Raw genomic sequence first — 15,511 nt, forward strand, 5'->3', positions numbered from 1 at the left:
CAGCGCCCCACTGCCGTCTAGACTCCTGAGTCTCAACCCATGGTGGGAGACTCAGGATGACCAGCAAGAACACCATCTGCCTCTGGTTCGACCGCGATGCGCTGGAGGCTGCGACCTTCTACGCCAAGACCTTTCCCGACAGCGCCGTGCTGGCGGTACACCATGCGCCCGGTGACTACCCCAGTGGCCAGCAGGGCGATGTGCTGACGGTGGAGTTCAGTGTGATGGGCATACCCTGCCTGGGCCTGAATGGCGGCCCGGCATTCCAGCACAACGAGGCGTTCTCGTTTCAGGTGGCGACCGACGATCAGGCCGAGACGGATCGCCTGTGGCACGCGATCATCGACTACGGCGGCCAGGCCAGTGAATGCGGCTGGTGCAAGGACAAATGGGGTATCTCCTGGCAGATCACCCCGCGCATCCTCAGCGCCGCCATCGCCAGCTCCGATCGCGCAGCGGCCAAGCGCGCCTTCGAGGCGATGATGACCATGAGCAAGATCGACATCGCCAGAATCGAGGCAGCGTTGAAAGGTTGATCGGCAGGACCGATCAGGCGCGGGCGTTCTTCTTCTGCAGGATCAGCGACGCTTCGTTATAGGCGCTCTGGAAGGCGTCGCTGCCGATCCAGGTGATCGCGGCGTCTTCGTCTTCATCGTGGAAGATGCCGCGGTAGACGATCAGCAGGCCCATCATGAAATCGGTGGCGGCGTCCTCCGACTCCTCGGCGACCACCAGCTCCAGCACCGGGTATTGCAGGAATACCAGGCACAAGGCAAGCAGGCTGATGCCTTCGCCGGCTTTCATCGCCTGGAACAGGTCATCGAAATGCGCGGGGTCGAAGCCATTCTCTTCGATGTCCTTGAAATCGAAGGTACTCAGGTCGATCTCGACATCATCGAACGGCTCGTTGATCAGCGGGTTGGCGAGAATCGGGTGGACGACATTGGCCTGCGCCTTGGGCTTGCCCATGCGGTTCTGCCTGGCTTTGGTCTTGGCCCGTTGGGCGCGCTTCTTCTGTTTGTCTGCGGAGGCCATGGGGCGTTCCTCGTTCGGTACAGCCATGTGCATGGCGCGGAAAGTTCAGGCGCCATTGTATTCAGTCTTGGTCATGGCCTGCGGCTGAATTTGCAGACGGAGAGTCATGCATTGAAGAACGGGCTTGCGTCTTCGACTTCCAGCTGTTTTCTTCGGATGTATGGATGACGGGAGCCTGACCATGACGGACCGCGAACAACTCCACCACGACGGCTATGCGTTGCTGCGCCAGGCGGTTCCTGTCGGGTGGCTGGATGGCTTGCGCACCGTGTTCGATGCGGGCATCACCCCCTCGGATCAGTGGCCGGTACCGCGCGGCACAGACTGGCATCACTCACTGCTGGATGACGACGCCATGATTCAGGCCGTGTGCCGCCTGCCACAGCTGCTGGCAGTGGTCGGCGAGCTGATCGGCGAACGTTTCTTCCTCGCCCAGGTGGAGGGTCGTGAGCCACTGGCCGGTGGCGGTCATCAGCAACTGCATCGCGATCTGTCGGCGCAGCGCCCGGGCGATATCGCCAATGCCATGGTCTACTTCGACGACTACGGCCCAGACAATGGCGCCACCCGTATCGTCCCGAGCAGCCACCGTCCGCCTGCCGGCGAGCCCCCCTTCGACGTCAACGACGAGTCCCGCTCAGTGCAGCTTACGGGTGTGGCCGGCGACATCCTAGTGTTCGATGTGGACCTGATACACGCCGGCAGCCTGAACCGGCTCGGCACACGTCGCCGCTCGATCCTGATCAGCTACTTCGCCGAGCCACTGTACGCGTCCTATCTGGAAACACGCAGTCTGCGGGGGATTCGCATGGACGCGAGCGAACGCTTCGAACCTGCGGATTTTTCCTTGAGGCAGGTGTGAGCAAGGCGGTTGCCAGTGTCAGCAGGCGACACTGGCATCTCTCGCTGGCGGTAGGCCGAACAGCCGGCGGTACTCCCGGCTGAACTGAGACACGCTTTCGTAACCCACCGCGAACGCCGCACTGCTGGCGGTGGCGCCCTCCCCTGTCATCAGGCGACGCGCCTCGATCAGACGTAGCTGTTTCTGAAATTGCAACGTCGTCAATGATGTCTGGTTGCGAAAGTGGTGATGAAAAGATGACGGACTCATACCGGCCACGGACGCCAGGTGCTCCACCGGCAGCGGCCGGGTGAATTCGGTGCGCAGCACCTTCACCGCCCGAGCGATGCGCTGCGCATGGCCGTCCGGCCAGCCCAGACGACTGATCGCCGGGCCATGTTGGCCAGCCAGCAGCCAGTAGTGCAGTTCGCGCACAAGCGAAGCATGCAGCACTGTCGCCGAAGCCGGACGCTCGAGCAGTCGCATCAGGCGTAGTGCCGCTTCGGCGACTTCGCTATCGGTCGGTTCGATGCGGATGGGCTCCAGCTCCGCACTCGGCACCGCCTTCATCTCCTCCATCAATTCGGTGAGCAGTGCAGGATCGAGGTCGATCACCAGCGAGATGTACGGGACCTCGTGGCTCGCCTGGATGATCTGGCTGACCGTCGGTACGTCGGCGGTGATCAACAGCGAATCACCGGCGCTGAAGTTAAAGCTCCGGGTGCCCATCATGACGCGCTTGCTGCCCTGCAACACCAGGCAGGCCAGAGGCCGGGTGATGGCGTAATCCAGCCCGCTGGGCTCTGACGTGCGAATGATGGTCAAGCCGGGAATGGGCGTTTGGGCAAGCCCGCCGGGTTCGCCATGTCGATCCAGATAACCGCGGACGACCTCCAGCAGCGCTGCGCTCATCGTGGGCTCCTGATGCTGATCCAGAGCATGTCTTTTCCTCTTGGAGAAATAGGCAAAAAGCGTCGAGGTTTCGGTAACGACGGGGTTGCGCCACGAGCCACACAATGAAATCCCGTTCACCCATGAGAGGATTTTTACCATGACCAAGATCGCCATCGTAACCGGCTCCAGCCGTGGCCTCGGCCGCAATACTGCGCTGAACATCGCGCGTCAGGGCATCGATGTCGTCGTCACCTATCATAGCCAGGCCGACACCGCACAGGCCGTGGTTGCCGACATCCACGCCCAGGGACGCAAGGCGGTCGCTCTGCAGCTCGACGCTGGCGACGTCAGCACCTTTCCGGCCTTCGTGCAACGCCTGCGCCAGGCGCTGAACGAGACCTGGCAACGCGACAGCTTCGACCACCTGATCAACAACGCCGGCCATGGCGACATGGCGTCGATTGCCGACACCACTGAAGCCCAGTTCGATGCCCTGGTGAACGTGCATTTCAAAGGGGTGTTCTTCCTCACCCAGGCGTTGCTGCCACTGATGGCCGATGGTGGTCGTATCGTCAATATCTCGTCCGGGCTGACCCGAGTGTCCTATCCCGGTTTCTCTGCCTACTCGGCGGTCAAGGGCGCAGTGGAGGTACTCAGCCTGTACATGGCCAAGGAGCTGGGCAGCCGGGGTATCGCAGTCAACACAGTGGCGCCCGGTGCCATCGAAACGGATTTCCTGGGCGGAGCCGTGCGCGACATGCCGGATCTGAACAAGGTGTTCGCGGAGATGACGGCGCTGGGTCGGGTCGGCGTGCCGGACGACATCGGCCCGATGATCGCCAGCCTGCTCGGCGAGCAGAATCGCTGGGTCAACGCCCAGCGCATCGAGGTATCCGGCGGTCAGGCAATCTGAAGCCGAGACGCGCGCAAGGCCGGGGCGGGCGCACACGTGGCGCCCTGCTCCCAAGAGCTGGGCGCCAGCGAGGCACAGAGCCGCTCGGCATTGAGATCGAACCATCGCCGCCTACCGGCGGTCGATTGATTGAACGAGAGCGCCGGCCGCCGGGCCGAGGGAGGCCATCATGACCATTCGTTGCTTGCTCGCCGGGTGTTGCTGGTCCGAGGGCGTGACCATGCTGATGGGCAGGGAAACCTTTCTGTGTCAGTACTGCAGCCGCTGCGGCAGCCACCGCTACACACCGCAAAGCTGAACGACAGTAGGCGACCCATAGCCCCCGCCCTGGCGCCAGTTACAGACGAAAGCGCGAGATGTTTTCCCGCAGTATCTCGCTGGTACGCGCCAGGCTTTCACTCTCCTGTTGCGTGCTCTGGAAAGCCGAGGCGGACTGTTCCGTACTGTCGCGTACAGAGATAATGCCCCGGCTGATCTGCTCGGCTACAGCGCTCTGTTGTTCGGAAGCAGTGGCTATCTGCTGGTTCATGCCGTTGATACGTTCGATCATGGCGACGATTCGTGCCACCGCCTCCCCCGCTTCAGACACACCGGATACTGATTGCGCGCTGGAGCCCTGGCAACGCTGCATGTAGGCAGAGGTTTCATCAGCTATCTTCTGCAGGCTGGCGATCAGCCCTTCGATCTCGGTGGTGGCTTCCTGGGTGCGCCGCGCCAGGCTGCGTACTTCATCCGCCACAACGGCAAAACCACGCCCGGCCTCACCGGCCCGAGCCGCCTCGATAGCGGCGTTGAGTGCCAACAGGTTGGTTTGATCGGCCACGGACTTGATGACGTCGAGGACGCTGCCGATGTTGCTGCTCTCGGCCTTCAGGCGACCCATGGCTTCGCTGGAGTTATCGATCACTTCGGCCAATTCACCGATCAGGCTCACCGCGTGGCCAGCCTTGCGCTGACTTTGCAGGGCCGCCTCGTCCGCCTCGCTGGCAGCCTGGGCTGCAGACTCCGCACTGCGCGCGACGTCCTGCACCGTTGCCGCCATTTCATGTACAGCAGTGACGATTTGCGCCACCTCACGCTGCGCGTTGGCCACGCTGGCAGCGTTGCGCAGGCTCGACTCGCTCAGTTCCTGACTGGAATGTGCCACCGTACGTGAAGAACTATCGATCTCCTGGGTGACCTGGCGCAGGTTCTGCTGCATGCGTTGCAGCGCGGCGAGCACACTGTTCTCCACTATGTCCACGGCTTTTTCCATGTTGCGCAGGTCGCCTTCGGCCACGCGCTGGGCAATCTGATTGAGATCGCTGGGTTCGGCCCCCAGAGCCTTGAGCAGATGGCGGCTGATCAAGTGGCCGAGTACGGCGGCGAGCACAAAACTCAGCACGGTAATCAGTACCAGAATGTTCCGTTGCCGCTCGTATTGAGCCTCATTGTCGACGACGCGTTGATCGGCCACCTCGTTGGTATGAACCAGGTACTCGTCGATCATGCGTGTCAGCTCTTCGAGCAGCGGCGTGCATTGCTCGCTGACCATGCGCATGGCTTGTGCATCTTCGCCTTTGAACAGATGCTCGGCGATGGTATGCGCCACCGGGCTGTAGCGCGCTTCGACCTGTTCGATGCGCGCGAGCATGTTACGCCCCACGTCCGAAACATCCTTGTGCGTGAGCATCGCTTCGCGCAGGGCCGCCAGACTGTCGACCACGTCCTTCTCGTACGCGGCTATGGACGCTCGGTGCTGGCCTCGCGCTGCAGGCTCGGCATTGAGCGCGAGGTTGCGCAGGGCGATGGCCCTGTCTTTGACGGTATCGCTGACGTGGCTGGCCAGACGCGCCCGTGCCTCGACACCATTGATGTAGTCGGAGAACTCCCGATCAGCAGCTGCCAGGTTGTAGAGGGAGACCCCCGCGATTACCAGCATCAAAGCCAAAAGGCTGGCATAGCTGGCATAGAGAAGGCCGCGAGTGGAGAAGCGAGGGGTAGGAGATTGCATAAGAGCACCTGCCAAGAACGTGAGATGACATCAAAAGATCATTTGAGTGCACGCAAGAACTGGGCGATGGCCCGCTCCGTTGGCCTCCTGTCAATCGAGTCCCGCAACCTGATCAGCTGCCAGTGAACCTCACTCCCACAGCACATCGACCTGGCTTAACCGCCGACACTGTCCCTTCGGGGGAAACGTCGGTACCGGTACTTCGCAACTGTCAAAGGGCATCCTTCAGCAAGGAAAACGCAGGCTAGCTTTTTCAACCGCCTGGCAGACCTGTCATCTGAGTAGCAACTGTCCGATGCTCTCCAACACTGGATGCAGCGCGCTGCGTGGTTCCACTTAACGAAGCGCTCATGACTCCGAGCTTAGGACAAATCCCGGCCACACGCCTGGCTGTCCTGGTAATGGATAAAGAGCCGAGTGTCTGGCGCTACTGAAGGGGCTGATGAATTACCGATAATGGCTCTGAATGCGCGCCAGCTCACCCGTATCACGCAGATGCTCAAGCGCTCTGGCCCAGCTGGCTACCAGATCGTCGTCGCTGTCGCGGCTGAAGGCGATATACAGCGATGAGCGATACAGCTCGATGGGCACACGCTTGAGGGTGCCCGGGGCGATACCCAGTTGGCGACTGTAGTACGCAACGCCTGCATCCGTGTCGCCGATGATGACCTCGGTACGCCCGGCCAGCAGCATGCGGTAGAGCTGCCGACTCTCCGTTGCGATCATGTCGAGGTTGTCGAACCCCATCGACGCCAACATCGTGGGCACCAGACCGGCGTGCCGGGTGGTTATACGTGGGGCGTGCAGCAACTGCTCCAGGGTGTGGATCGGCTGTGCTGCGGCGGCCAACTGGTAGGGATAGATGGATTCCTCGGCGATGGGCCCGACCCACTTGAACAAGGACTCGCGCTCTGGCGTGCGAAACATCGAATACATGATGGTTCTGGGCTGAGTCTGCAGTACACGAGAGGCACGCATGCTGGGCCTCATTCTGATCTCGAAGTGGTCGCCGGTCAGCGCCATGATGGCCCGCACCACCTCAGTGGCCATGCCGGTGATGTGCTCGTTCTCCCGGTAGTTGTAGGGCGCCCACTCCTCGGTGACGAGCTGATACGTCTCGGCTCTGGCAAACGCCCCCATCAGCAGGCAGAGCAGCGCGGCGATGAGTATCGAGTGCTTCACGGGCTGTACCTGCTGGAGGGGATGCGGTTCAAGAGCGGCTCTGATCAGGGGGGCTCGGCAAGCATAGACGCTATGCCAGTGTTGCAACCTCATGGCCAAAGCCGAAGGTTAAAGTTAACCTTGAGCTCACGACGCTCCTGCCACGGTGATATACCCAGATGAAGATCGGCGAACTGGCGCAACGCACAGGCCTTGCGGCCTCGCGCATTCGCTTCTACGAAAGCATCGGCCTGCTCAGGCTGGTGGAGCGCCAGGCCAACGGCTATCGCAGTTACCCGGAACAGGCCGTACTGGTGCTTAACCTGATCACCACCGCACAGCAAGCGGGCTTCAGCCTGGACGAATTGCGCACCCTGTTGCCACAGGATCTGACGCAGTGGGAACACGGCAAGCTGCTCGATACCCTGCAGGCAAAAGTGAAGGACATCGAAGCGCTGGAACAGCGCCTGGCACAGAGCAAGGCGCATCTGCTGACGCTGATCGACGAGATCGAAAGCAAACCGGACGATATCGATTGCGCCAGCAACGCCAAGCGGGTGCTGTCGAAGATGAACCTGAGCGAGCCGAGCGAGACGCCCAAGCGCGCAAAGAAATAAGCGAGTGCTCGCTACATCTGTAGGAGCCTGCTCGCTGGCGATCTGCATGAAAGCACAGAGCATCGCCAGCAAGCTGGCTCCTACGAAAGCACTTGTCTCGCAGTCGACAAGGAAGCGTTTTTACTCCTGACTGAGCATCTGCGCCAGCGGCTCCGGCGCATAGAGCGCGCTCTGGAAATCCGGCACGTATTCGTACTTCATCATCTTGCCCAGCTTCAGTGACTCGATGTAGGTCGAGAGGCTGCCGTCGCCGAGTTTGAGGCTCACCGAATCCGCATTCGAGTTGGAAGCGTGACTCATCTGTCGGGAAACGGCGTAGCCATAGGCAAGCTCACCATCGTGACCAATATTGGTGAAACTATTGGTCACCCATTCAGGTTCGGTAGATACCTCAGCGAGTTTCTCCACCTCGAAGGTAACGTCGAGCTTGCCGGTTTCGCTATCGGCGATTTCGAAGACGAGACGCTTGTCGGTCTCGCGATAATCGATGGGTGTCAGCCACTTCGGCAGGTTGTAACCGACCACACCACGCACACGCGCCAGCTCGGTATTGACCGGCAGCTTGAGCACGTAACCCCAGAAGTCCTTGGACAGTGATTGCCCGACCAGGCTGATGGGCCCCAGGTTGGCATTGCCAGGCTTGTTGGTGACGATGGACAGCGCGATCTCGTTGTAGCTGTCGTTATCGCAGTAGTGATAGGCGTAGGCAGTGAAAGCGACTAGCCCCCTGCCCGGCCAGATCTGCAGTGGCTGCACTTGTTCCAGCACCTCTGTCGGCATCAGTTCACGCAGCCTGTCGAGGTCAGCGGTGAATACCGCGGTGACGCGTGTATTTCTGTAGTAGAAGTTCGGTGAGTAGGACTCGAAGCCCATATCCACCTTGGTTTTCTGCAGACCGCGGAACCAGCTGAGATCGATATCCGGCACTTCGGCAGCAATCACCGACAGTGGCGGATTGGAGTGAAAACGCTGGTAAAGCCCGCCCGCCTTCACCGGCACCGAATGGCCGGCAATATCGACCGTGGCAGCGGTCGCATCGGCCTCCTGTGCCCATGAGGGCATGGCGACGGCGTTGAGAATCACGCCTACCAGCAGTGCAGTGCGCTGGCGTTTCAGACGTTTAGTAAGCTCGGCAAACTGCTTCATCGTTGTTATCCGCGTTGAGAGATTCATAAGTGCCCTGCCCATCGGAATGGTCTCCGAGAAGCAGACGCGGCAACCCTAAGGTTAAACAGAACTTTAAGGTCAAGTAGCCAAACCGATGAGATTGTTTCAAAGCGGTAACGCGTTGAAGCGGGAGCAGATACCCATTGACATTAAAGTGAACTTTAAAGTTAAGGTCACCTCTGGCTCAACCGAGGAAGCGCCCATGACCCTGTTCACTCCCCTTGTCCTGCCCAATGGTTCGACCCTGCCCAACCGCATCGCCAAGGCGGCGATGGAAGAGAACATGGCGGATGCCGACCACGCGCCGTCCGAGCACCTGATGCGCCTCTATGAGGCCTGGGCCGAGGGTGGCGCGGGTCTGCTGATCAGCGGCAACGTGATGGTCGACAGCCGCGCCATGACCGGCCCCGGCGGCGTGGTGCTGGAAGACGACGAACAGTTGGCGCGATTCGAACGCTGGGCGCGTATCGGCCGCGCCAAAGGGGCTCAGTTCTGGTTGCAGATCAATCATCCCGGCCGGCAGATGCAGTCCAACCTGGGCCAGCCAACCTGGGCGCCTTCGTCGGTAGCGCTGGAGCTGGGCAACCTGTCCAAGCGTTTTGCCACGCCGCAGGAAATGACCCCGGCGGTGATTCAGGACGTGATCGAGCGCTTCACCCGCACCGCGCAGTTGGGCGAGCAGGCCGGCTTCACGGGCGTGGAAATCCACGCGGCGCACGGCTATCTGCTCAGCCAGTTCCTGTCGCCACTGACCAACCAGCGCAACGACCAATGGGGCGGCTCGCTGGAAAATCGCGCGCGCCTGCTGCTGGAGATCGTCAAGGCGGTACGTGCCGTGGTGTCGCCGGGCTTCGCCGTGGCGGTCAAGCTCAACTCGGCAGACTTCCAGCGCGGCGGCTTCAGCGCCGAGGACGCGCAGCAGGTGGTGCGCCTGCTCAACGGACTGAATGTGGATCTGGTCGAACTGTCCGGTGGCAGCTACGAAGCGCCGGCCATGCAGGGCCAGGCCCGCGATGGGCGTACACTGGCACGCGAAGCTTACTTCCTGGAGTTCGCCCGTGAGATTCGTGCGGTGGCGAGCATGCCAGTCATGGTCACCGGCGGCATCCGCCGTGCACCGGTGGCGCAACAGGTGCTGGATAGTGGCATCGAGATGGTCGGCATCGGCACGGCCCTGGCCATCGACCCGAACCTGCCGCGTGACTGGCAGCTCGGCCTCGGCAGCGCTCCCCAGCTGCCGCCGATCACCTGGAACAACAAGGTGCTGGCCTCGCTGGCGAACATGGCGGTGGTGAAGTACCAGCTGCACCAGCTCAGTCAGGGCCGGGACTCCCAGCCCGGCGTATCGCCCCTGTGGGCGCTGGTGACGCAGCAGGTGAAAGACCTCTTCCGTACTCGCCAATATCGCCGTCGGATGGAGCGGCGACAGGCGCGCTAACCGCGCCTCACCACTCAGAACCTATTCACGGTCTGCTGCGCATCGGCCCTACTACGTTAAAGACAGGCTCGGTCTGCTCACTGCGCGTCCTCGCCTGTTTGCGGGGCCACCATCGGTATTGTATGACTCTGGCTCGCGAGCTCGTGAACAGGCTCTCAGAACTCCAGCACCTCGCCATCCTGCGGAATCAGTAGCTCGACCTGCGCGCGGCTAGCGGCCTCGGCCAACGCCAGGCGGCTGACCGGGCAGTGGCTGATGGCTTCCAGGTGATTGGCGATGACTGCGTTGCCACTCAAGCGGGCGAACTCGATCACCTCTTCGATGCCCATGATGATGTCGCCGCCCAGGTCGAAACGCGCACCACCTGCCGGCACCACGCTGACGGCAGGCCGATGCTCGCGCACGCAGGCCCGCATCGCGTCGGTGAGCAGCGTATCGCCGGCCAGATAGAGGCTCGGCTCGCCCGGCATTTCGATCAGAAAACCGACACCGTGCTCCATCAGGCGCCCGACCAGACCACGGCCATGGGTGCAGCGGATGGTGCGGATACGGCCACCCAGAAAAGGGCCAGGATGCTCATGCTCTGGCAACAACGCCTGGACGTTCAGACCACGCTGTCGAAGGTAACTGGCGTCATGCGGTGTGCAGATCACCGGAATCTGCCGTTCGCGTAGCCACTTGGTGCCAGCGCGATCCAGATGATCGAAATGACCTTTCTGGCAATGAGTGATCAGGCAGTGCGTGACCGACTCCAGCGCGGCCCGAGCGCCAATCGGCAGCTCCACCAACGGGTTGCGCTGGCGGGCGCCGAACAGGCGCAGCGGTGGCAAGGCGCCTTGGCGGGCCAGCATGGGATCGACCAGAACGCGGTGCTGGCCGAACTCGACGATGATGGTGGCGTTGCGCAGTTGCTGAATCTTCATGAAAAGCCCTCGGGTTCTGAGGGCTCCATGCTGCCTATTCGGCGTCAGGGCAATAATGGCAGTATTGGACATCTTCGATTCATTTCAGGCCATCACCTCATGCGCATTGGTTTGCTGCTGTATCCCGATTGCATGCCTGCCGGGCTGTTCGCCTTCGCCGATCTGCTGCACGCTGCCAATCGCCGAAGTGGACGACAACTGTTCGAGGCTATCTACGTCGCCCAGCACGCCGGGCCCGTGCCATGCGCCCATGGGATGAGTCTGCAGGCAGGCGCGGCGCTCAATCCACGCGAACTCGATGCCCTGCTGATTCCGGGCTTCTGGGCCGAGTCGGCAGAGCAGGCAGAAGCGGCGCTGAGCGGCAATGCCGCGCTGATCAAAGCGCTGTCGTCCATCGGTAAACGCGTCCAGCTATGGAGTTATTGCACCGGCGTCGGCCTGCTTGCAGCCAGCGGCCGTTTGAACGGCCAGGCGGCAACGGTGACCTGGTGGCTGGCGGATGCGATGCGTGAACGCTTCGGCCGGGTGCGCTGGCAGAGCGAGAGCAGCTGCGTGTTCGCCCTGGGCGTAGCCACTGCATCCGGGGTGAACGGCTACCTGCCCATCGCTCAGGGGGTGATCGAGCGACACCTCAGCGAACAGGCCTTCAGAGACATCAGTCAGCTGATGGTGCTGCCCCGTCCGGCCGTCCCGCACAGCGCGTTCCAGAGCGCCAGCCTGATGCAGCAGCCCGTGGGTCTGTTGCGCCGCCTGCATGCCCTGATCGAACAGACGCCTGCCGAGCAACTGACGGTGCAGATGCTGGCGGACCAACTGGCGATGTCCGAACGCACCCTGGCGCGCAAGGTAAGCACGCAAACCGGTGAGCCGGTGGCGAGCTACGCGCGGCGCATCAAGCTCTACCAACTCAGCGAACGCCTGGCCATGACCTCGTCGCCGCTAAGTACCCTGAGCGCTGAACTGGGTTTCAGCAGCCCGGCCAACCTGCGGCGCATGTTCAAGGCGCTGACCGGGTTGACCCCTGCGCAATATCGCCAGCAGTACGGGCGTCAGTAGGACACAGAGACTTGAAACGGGGTTTCCTGCCCAATTCTCATCACTGAATATTTCAAGATGATTCAAAACGTCCCAGACAGGAAACGACCAAATAAGAACTCCACCGTTCGTTGCACTAAAAGAACAGTCCTTTGCCAAATCCCTGGTTTAATTAGCTTGCTAACGAGGCGTATAAACGAACTGCGACATATCGCCGCATTCGTATTTCGAGGAGACAAGCATGAACGTGATCGTGCATGAGCGTGACAACGAACATCTTTCCCGTGAAGCCCGTGCCATGGGGATGGTGGTCTGGGATGTGATTCAGAATGGAGAGCTGGTGGGTATCTTCCCATCCCAGGACGAAGCCGATGCCTACCGCAAAGCGCTGGAAGACGCGCAGCCGCAAGGATAAGCAGAGGCTGTTGCCGTTTCGATCGAAACGGCAACAGCTTCAGACAAGCGCTCAGCCCGACGCACCCTGCGCCCTCAGCCGAGCCACCGACGCGACCCCGCCAACCGCCCGCAAGCCCCGACAATCGCTCGACGGCCAATAACGCAGGCACCGCACCACCTGCTGCCAGAACCTCGAGCGTTCAGGTGCGTACCCCGGCAACTCGCGCGGCAGTAACAACTGCGATGCCAGATAGCCGACCTCCCTTTCGCCGTGCTCGTAACTTCCAGGCGAGCTATGCGCATCGCCTGCTTCAACATCAGCCCAGACGTAACGACGTTCAGATCGAATGTTCATCAGTTCGGCCCTCTTACAGATCAAGCACCAGGGGCTGCACGCCATCCTCACCCTGCGCCGGCACCGCACAACAGATCAGCACGCTATCGCCTTCCGGCAGCTCGGCTGGCGGGTTCGGGTAATGCACCTGGCCGCTGACCAGGCGCGTCTTGCAGGTGCCGCAGGAACCGCCACGGCAGCTGAATTCGGGCGTCAGGCCACGACTTTCTGCCAGCTCCAGCAGGCTGCCACCCTCCGGTATCCAGCGTGCTTCCTTGGCTGAAGTGGTGAAGTAAACCGGCACTGGCTCGGTTGCCGCTGGCGGCTGTACGAAGGCGTAGGTCTGACCGTCCGTGCGACGCTTCAGTGTCGAGGGGCCGAACGCCTCGGCGTGGATGCGCGCGTCGGCGACATTCAAATCGCGCAGGCCGTCGTAGATCGCCTGGGTAAAGGCGGCCGGGCCGCACAGGTAGAAGTCGTAGTCGTCGAACGATAGCGCCGCCTTGATCTGCGCCAGCTCGATGCGCCCGTGCTGCTCGTAGTCGCGCCCGAGTACTGCGCCCTCATCCGGCGCACTGAGTGCACGGTGAATCGTCAGCAAACCACTCGAGCGTTGCACCAGCTCGCGCAGCTCGGACTGAAACGGCAGGTCGCCCAGCGTCCGCGCACCCTGGAAGAAATGGATGCGTTTGCCCTGCCCCAGCGCCACCTGCTCGCGCAGCATCGACAGCAACGGCGTGATGCCGACGCCGGCACCGATCAGCACCAGCGGCCGGTTGCTGTCGCTATTAAGGGTGAAGCTGCCCAGTGGAGGACGCACCTCCAGCACATCGCCGACCTGAACCTGTTCGTGCAGGTGGCGCGAGACCAGGCCCTGCGCCTTGACGCTGATGCGCAACTGACCGTCCGAAGGCGCGCTGGACAGGCTATAGGTGCGCAGCAGGGTGTCACCCGTGGCGGTGGTGATGCGAATCGGCAGGTGCTGACCGGCGGCGAAGCGCGGCGCAACGCCCTGCTCCGGCGCCAGCACGAACGAGCGAATATCGCTGCTCTCCTGCTGCAGGCTGAGCACGCGCCAGCGCTGCCACTGGTTGCGCTGCTCACGTTCGCGCAGGCGCGCATCGGTTTCTGCCCAGGTGCCGGTCATCAGGCTGGTCGGCGCATATTCCTCGAAGGCCCAACGCAATGAAGTCGCGGCCGGGCGCAGCACCACCTGCTCGACGTCGAGTGTCCATAGCCGTTCGGCGCCTTCGAAGAGGTTGATCAACGGACTGTCGAGGAGTATTTCGACACGGCCGCCCAGTTGCAGCACGTCGCCCGTGGTGAAGTCGACGAACAGCAGGCCCGCGCGCGGATTGACGCTGAGATTGCCCAAGGTGTTGAAGAACAGGTTGCCGGCGTAGTCGGGGATGGTCAGGCGATTGCCCTCTACCCGCACGAAGCCGGCACGCCCCCCCCGGTGCGAAACATCCACCGAACGGCGGCCATCGTCATGCTCGACATAACTGGCGACGAAGAAGGTGTCGGCGCTACGGATCATCTCGGCAGTTCGCGCATCCAGTTCGGTCGCCTCCAGACGTTCGACGCCCCGCTCGGGTACGCGGCGATACTGGCGCAACTGGATGTACTGCGGGCAGTTGCCGAAGGAGTGCTCCACGGTGATGTCCAGACGCTGTGCAGAGGCCTGATGAATATGCCCGTTGATGCGATTGCGCCGCCGCGTATGCAGCTCTATACCGAGCAGGCCAATGGCCTCGCCACTACCGAGGCCAGGGGTGGCCGGGTCGAGCGGATCGAGCGTCATGGCGGCGAGATCGAACGACAGCTGACGTGGATCGGGCGAGGTGACGAAGCCCTCTTCGCCTTCGATCAAGGTGGCCCAGGGCTGGCCTGCAGCATCCACGGCAGCGGCGATCATGAAGGGCAGTTGATGGTAGAACTCGCGGTGCTGATCCGGCATGTAGTCGCGGATCACCTTCTGTCCGAGCACTTCCATGCGTTCGCCGACGCCGACCTTTTCCTGCAGTTGCTTTTCACCGGCATGCCAGGGCGAGTGCCGATGGCTGGGAAGCTGTTGCATGTTCTGCCCTCCTTCAGAGGTGCTGCCGGTGTACCCGGCAGCGTTTGCGTATCAGGCTTGCAGACCGGTGGCGGTACGCGGCATCGGCACGAAACCTGGCAGTGCCTCGATGCGGGCCAGCCAGGCGCGGATGTTCGGATAGGGTTCCAACGAGACGTTGCCCTCCGGCGCATGGGCGATGTAGGAGTAGTTAGCGACGTCGGCGATGCTCGGCTTGTCGCCGGTGAGGAATGGGGTTTCGCCCAGCTCGCCTTCCATCACGGTGAACAGCGCGTGGGCGCGGTTGATCACTTCTTCGGTGTTGAACGAGTAGCCGAACACGGTAACCAGGCGCGCGGCAGCAGGGCCGAACGCGACCAGGCCAGCAGCCACCGACAACCAGCGCTGCACACGGGCCGCAGCAGCAGGCTCCTGCGGCAGCCAGTCGTCATTGCCGTAGCGCTTGGCCAGGTAGACGAGGATGGCGTTGGAGTCGCTGATGATGGTGCCGCCGTCATCGATGGCCGGTACCTGGCCGAAGGGGTTGATAGCCAGGAACTCCGGCGTCTTGTGCTCGCCCTTGGCCAGATCGACGAAGATCAGCTCGGTGGGCAATTGCAGCAGCGAGAGCATCAGCTCGGCGCGGTGAGCGTGGCCGGAACGAGGGAAGTTGTACAGCTTGATGGCGGGACGGGACATGGCGAT

Annotated in this window: 16 protein-coding genes; 8 read left to right on the forward strand and 8 right to left on the reverse strand. The window is 62.0% G+C overall.

Going from position 1 to position 15,511, the window contains the following annotated elements:
- The first annotated feature begins 56 nt into the window (after positions 1 to 56).
- Positions 57 to 536: a VOC family protein gene (locus BM186_RS17085; protein ID WP_074916874.1), complete on the forward strand. Its 480-nt coding sequence runs from the start codon at positions 57 to 59 to the stop codon at positions 534 to 536.
- 13 nt (positions 537 to 549) lie between these two features.
- On the opposite strand, the gene BM186_RS17090 is transcribed toward BM186_RS17085, so the two are convergent.
- Positions 550 to 1,035: a hypothetical protein gene (locus BM186_RS17090; RefSeq protein ID WP_074916876.1), complete on the reverse strand. Its 486-nt coding sequence runs from the start codon at positions 1,033 to 1,035 to the stop codon at positions 550 to 552.
- A gap of 181 nt (positions 1,036 to 1,216) precedes the next feature.
- On the opposite strand from BM186_RS17090, the gene BM186_RS17095 reads away from it, so the two are divergent.
- Entirely contained in the window at positions 1,217 to 1,897 is a 681-nt protein-coding gene (locus tag BM186_RS17095) for a phytanoyl-CoA dioxygenase family protein (protein ID WP_174892482.1), read from the forward strand.
- A gap of 18 nt (positions 1,898 to 1,915) precedes the next feature.
- Here BM186_RS17095 and BM186_RS17100 read toward each other — a convergent pair whose 3' ends face one another.
- A complete protein-coding gene (locus BM186_RS17100) occupies positions 1,916 to 2,788 on the reverse strand; it encodes an AraC family transcriptional regulator (RefSeq protein ID WP_074916881.1) in 873 nt (290 codons plus the stop codon).
- A gap of 139 nt (positions 2,789 to 2,927) precedes the next feature.
- On the opposite strand from BM186_RS17100, the gene BM186_RS17105 reads away from it, so the two are divergent.
- On the forward strand, positions 2,928 to 3,683 hold the full coding sequence (locus tag BM186_RS17105; protein WP_074916883.1) for an SDR family oxidoreductase: 756 nt from the start codon (positions 2,928 to 2,930) through the stop codon (positions 3,681 to 3,683).
- Positions 3,684 to 3,852: 169 nt separating this feature from the next.
- Positions 3,853 to 3,981, forward strand: coding sequence for a PSPA7_2676 family Cys-rich small protein (locus BM186_RS27000; protein WP_099481817.1), 129 nt, complete (start codon positions 3,853 to 3,855; stop codon positions 3,979 to 3,981).
- Between the two features lie 39 nt (positions 3,982 to 4,020).
- Here the strand turns inward: BM186_RS27000 and BM186_RS17110 are convergent, their stop codons facing one another.
- Both BM186_RS17110 and BM186_RS17115 read right to left on the reverse strand, forming a co-directional pair.
- On the reverse strand, positions 4,021 to 5,676 hold the full coding sequence (locus BM186_RS17110) for a methyl-accepting chemotaxis protein (RefSeq protein ID WP_074916885.1): 1,656 nt from the start codon (positions 5,674 to 5,676) through the stop codon (positions 4,021 to 4,023).
- A 447-nt stretch (positions 5,677 to 6,123) separates the two neighbouring features.
- Complete coding sequence (locus BM186_RS17115; protein ID WP_074916887.1) at positions 6,124 to 6,858, reverse strand: substrate-binding periplasmic protein; 735 nt, start codon at positions 6,856 to 6,858, stop codon at positions 6,124 to 6,126.
- A 158-nt stretch (positions 6,859 to 7,016) separates the two neighbouring features.
- On the opposite strand from BM186_RS17115, the gene BM186_RS17120 reads away from it, so the two are divergent.
- A complete protein-coding gene (locus BM186_RS17120) occupies positions 7,017 to 7,454 on the forward strand; it encodes a MerR family transcriptional regulator (protein ID WP_074916888.1) in 438 nt (145 codons plus the stop codon).
- A gap of 120 nt (positions 7,455 to 7,574) precedes the next feature.
- Here the strand turns inward: BM186_RS17120 and BM186_RS17125 are convergent, their stop codons facing one another.
- The gene (locus tag BM186_RS17125) at positions 7,575 to 8,600 is read right to left on the reverse strand and encodes an acetoacetate decarboxylase (ADC) (RefSeq protein ID WP_074916890.1); all 1,026 of its coding nucleotides are present in this window, start codon (positions 8,598 to 8,600) and stop codon (positions 7,575 to 7,577) included.
- A 223-nt stretch (positions 8,601 to 8,823) separates the two neighbouring features.
- Between BM186_RS17125 and BM186_RS17130 the strand changes: the two genes are divergently transcribed.
- Positions 8,824 to 10,059, forward strand: coding sequence for an NADH:flavin oxidoreductase/NADH oxidase family protein (locus BM186_RS17130; protein ID WP_074916892.1), 1,236 nt, complete (start codon positions 8,824 to 8,826; stop codon positions 10,057 to 10,059).
- 155 nt (positions 10,060 to 10,214) lie between these two features.
- Here the strand turns inward: BM186_RS17130 and BM186_RS17135 are convergent, their stop codons facing one another.
- On the reverse strand, positions 10,215 to 10,982 hold the full coding sequence (locus tag BM186_RS17135; RefSeq protein WP_072425758.1) for an MBL fold metallo-hydrolase: 768 nt from the start codon (positions 10,980 to 10,982) through the stop codon (positions 10,215 to 10,217).
- 99 nt (positions 10,983 to 11,081) lie between these two features.
- Between BM186_RS17135 and BM186_RS17140 the strand changes: the two genes are divergently transcribed.
- Positions 11,082 to 12,038 (forward strand): GlxA family transcriptional regulator, encoded by a 957-nt coding sequence (locus BM186_RS17140; RefSeq protein ID WP_239692359.1) that lies wholly within the window; start codon positions 11,082 to 11,084, stop codon positions 12,036 to 12,038.
- 220 nt (positions 12,039 to 12,258) lie between these two features.
- Positions 12,259 to 12,432: a hypothetical protein gene (locus BM186_RS26645; RefSeq protein ID WP_162843940.1), complete on the forward strand. Its 174-nt coding sequence runs from the start codon at positions 12,259 to 12,261 to the stop codon at positions 12,430 to 12,432.
- Between the two features lie 349 nt (positions 12,433 to 12,781).
- Here BM186_RS26645 and BM186_RS17145 read toward each other — a convergent pair whose 3' ends face one another.
- Positions 12,782 to 14,827, reverse strand: a complete 2,046-nt coding sequence (locus BM186_RS17145; protein WP_072425760.1) for a 2Fe-2S iron-sulfur cluster-binding protein — start codon at positions 14,825 to 14,827, stop codon at positions 12,782 to 12,784.
- Positions 14,828 to 14,878: 51 nt separating this feature from the next.
- Positions 14,879 to 15,505 carry a glutathione S-transferase family protein gene (locus BM186_RS17150; protein WP_072425761.1) on the reverse strand — a complete coding sequence of 209 codons (627 nt, stop codon included), beginning with the start codon at positions 15,503 to 15,505 and terminating at the stop codon, positions 14,879 to 14,881.
- Positions 15,506 to 15,511: the final 6 nt, after the last annotated feature.

Origin of the sequence: Ectopseudomonas toyotomiensis (assembly GCF_900115695.1) — a bacterium.
Classification (GTDB): domain Bacteria; phylum Pseudomonadota; class Gammaproteobacteria; order Pseudomonadales; family Pseudomonadaceae; genus Aquipseudomonas; species Aquipseudomonas toyotomiensis.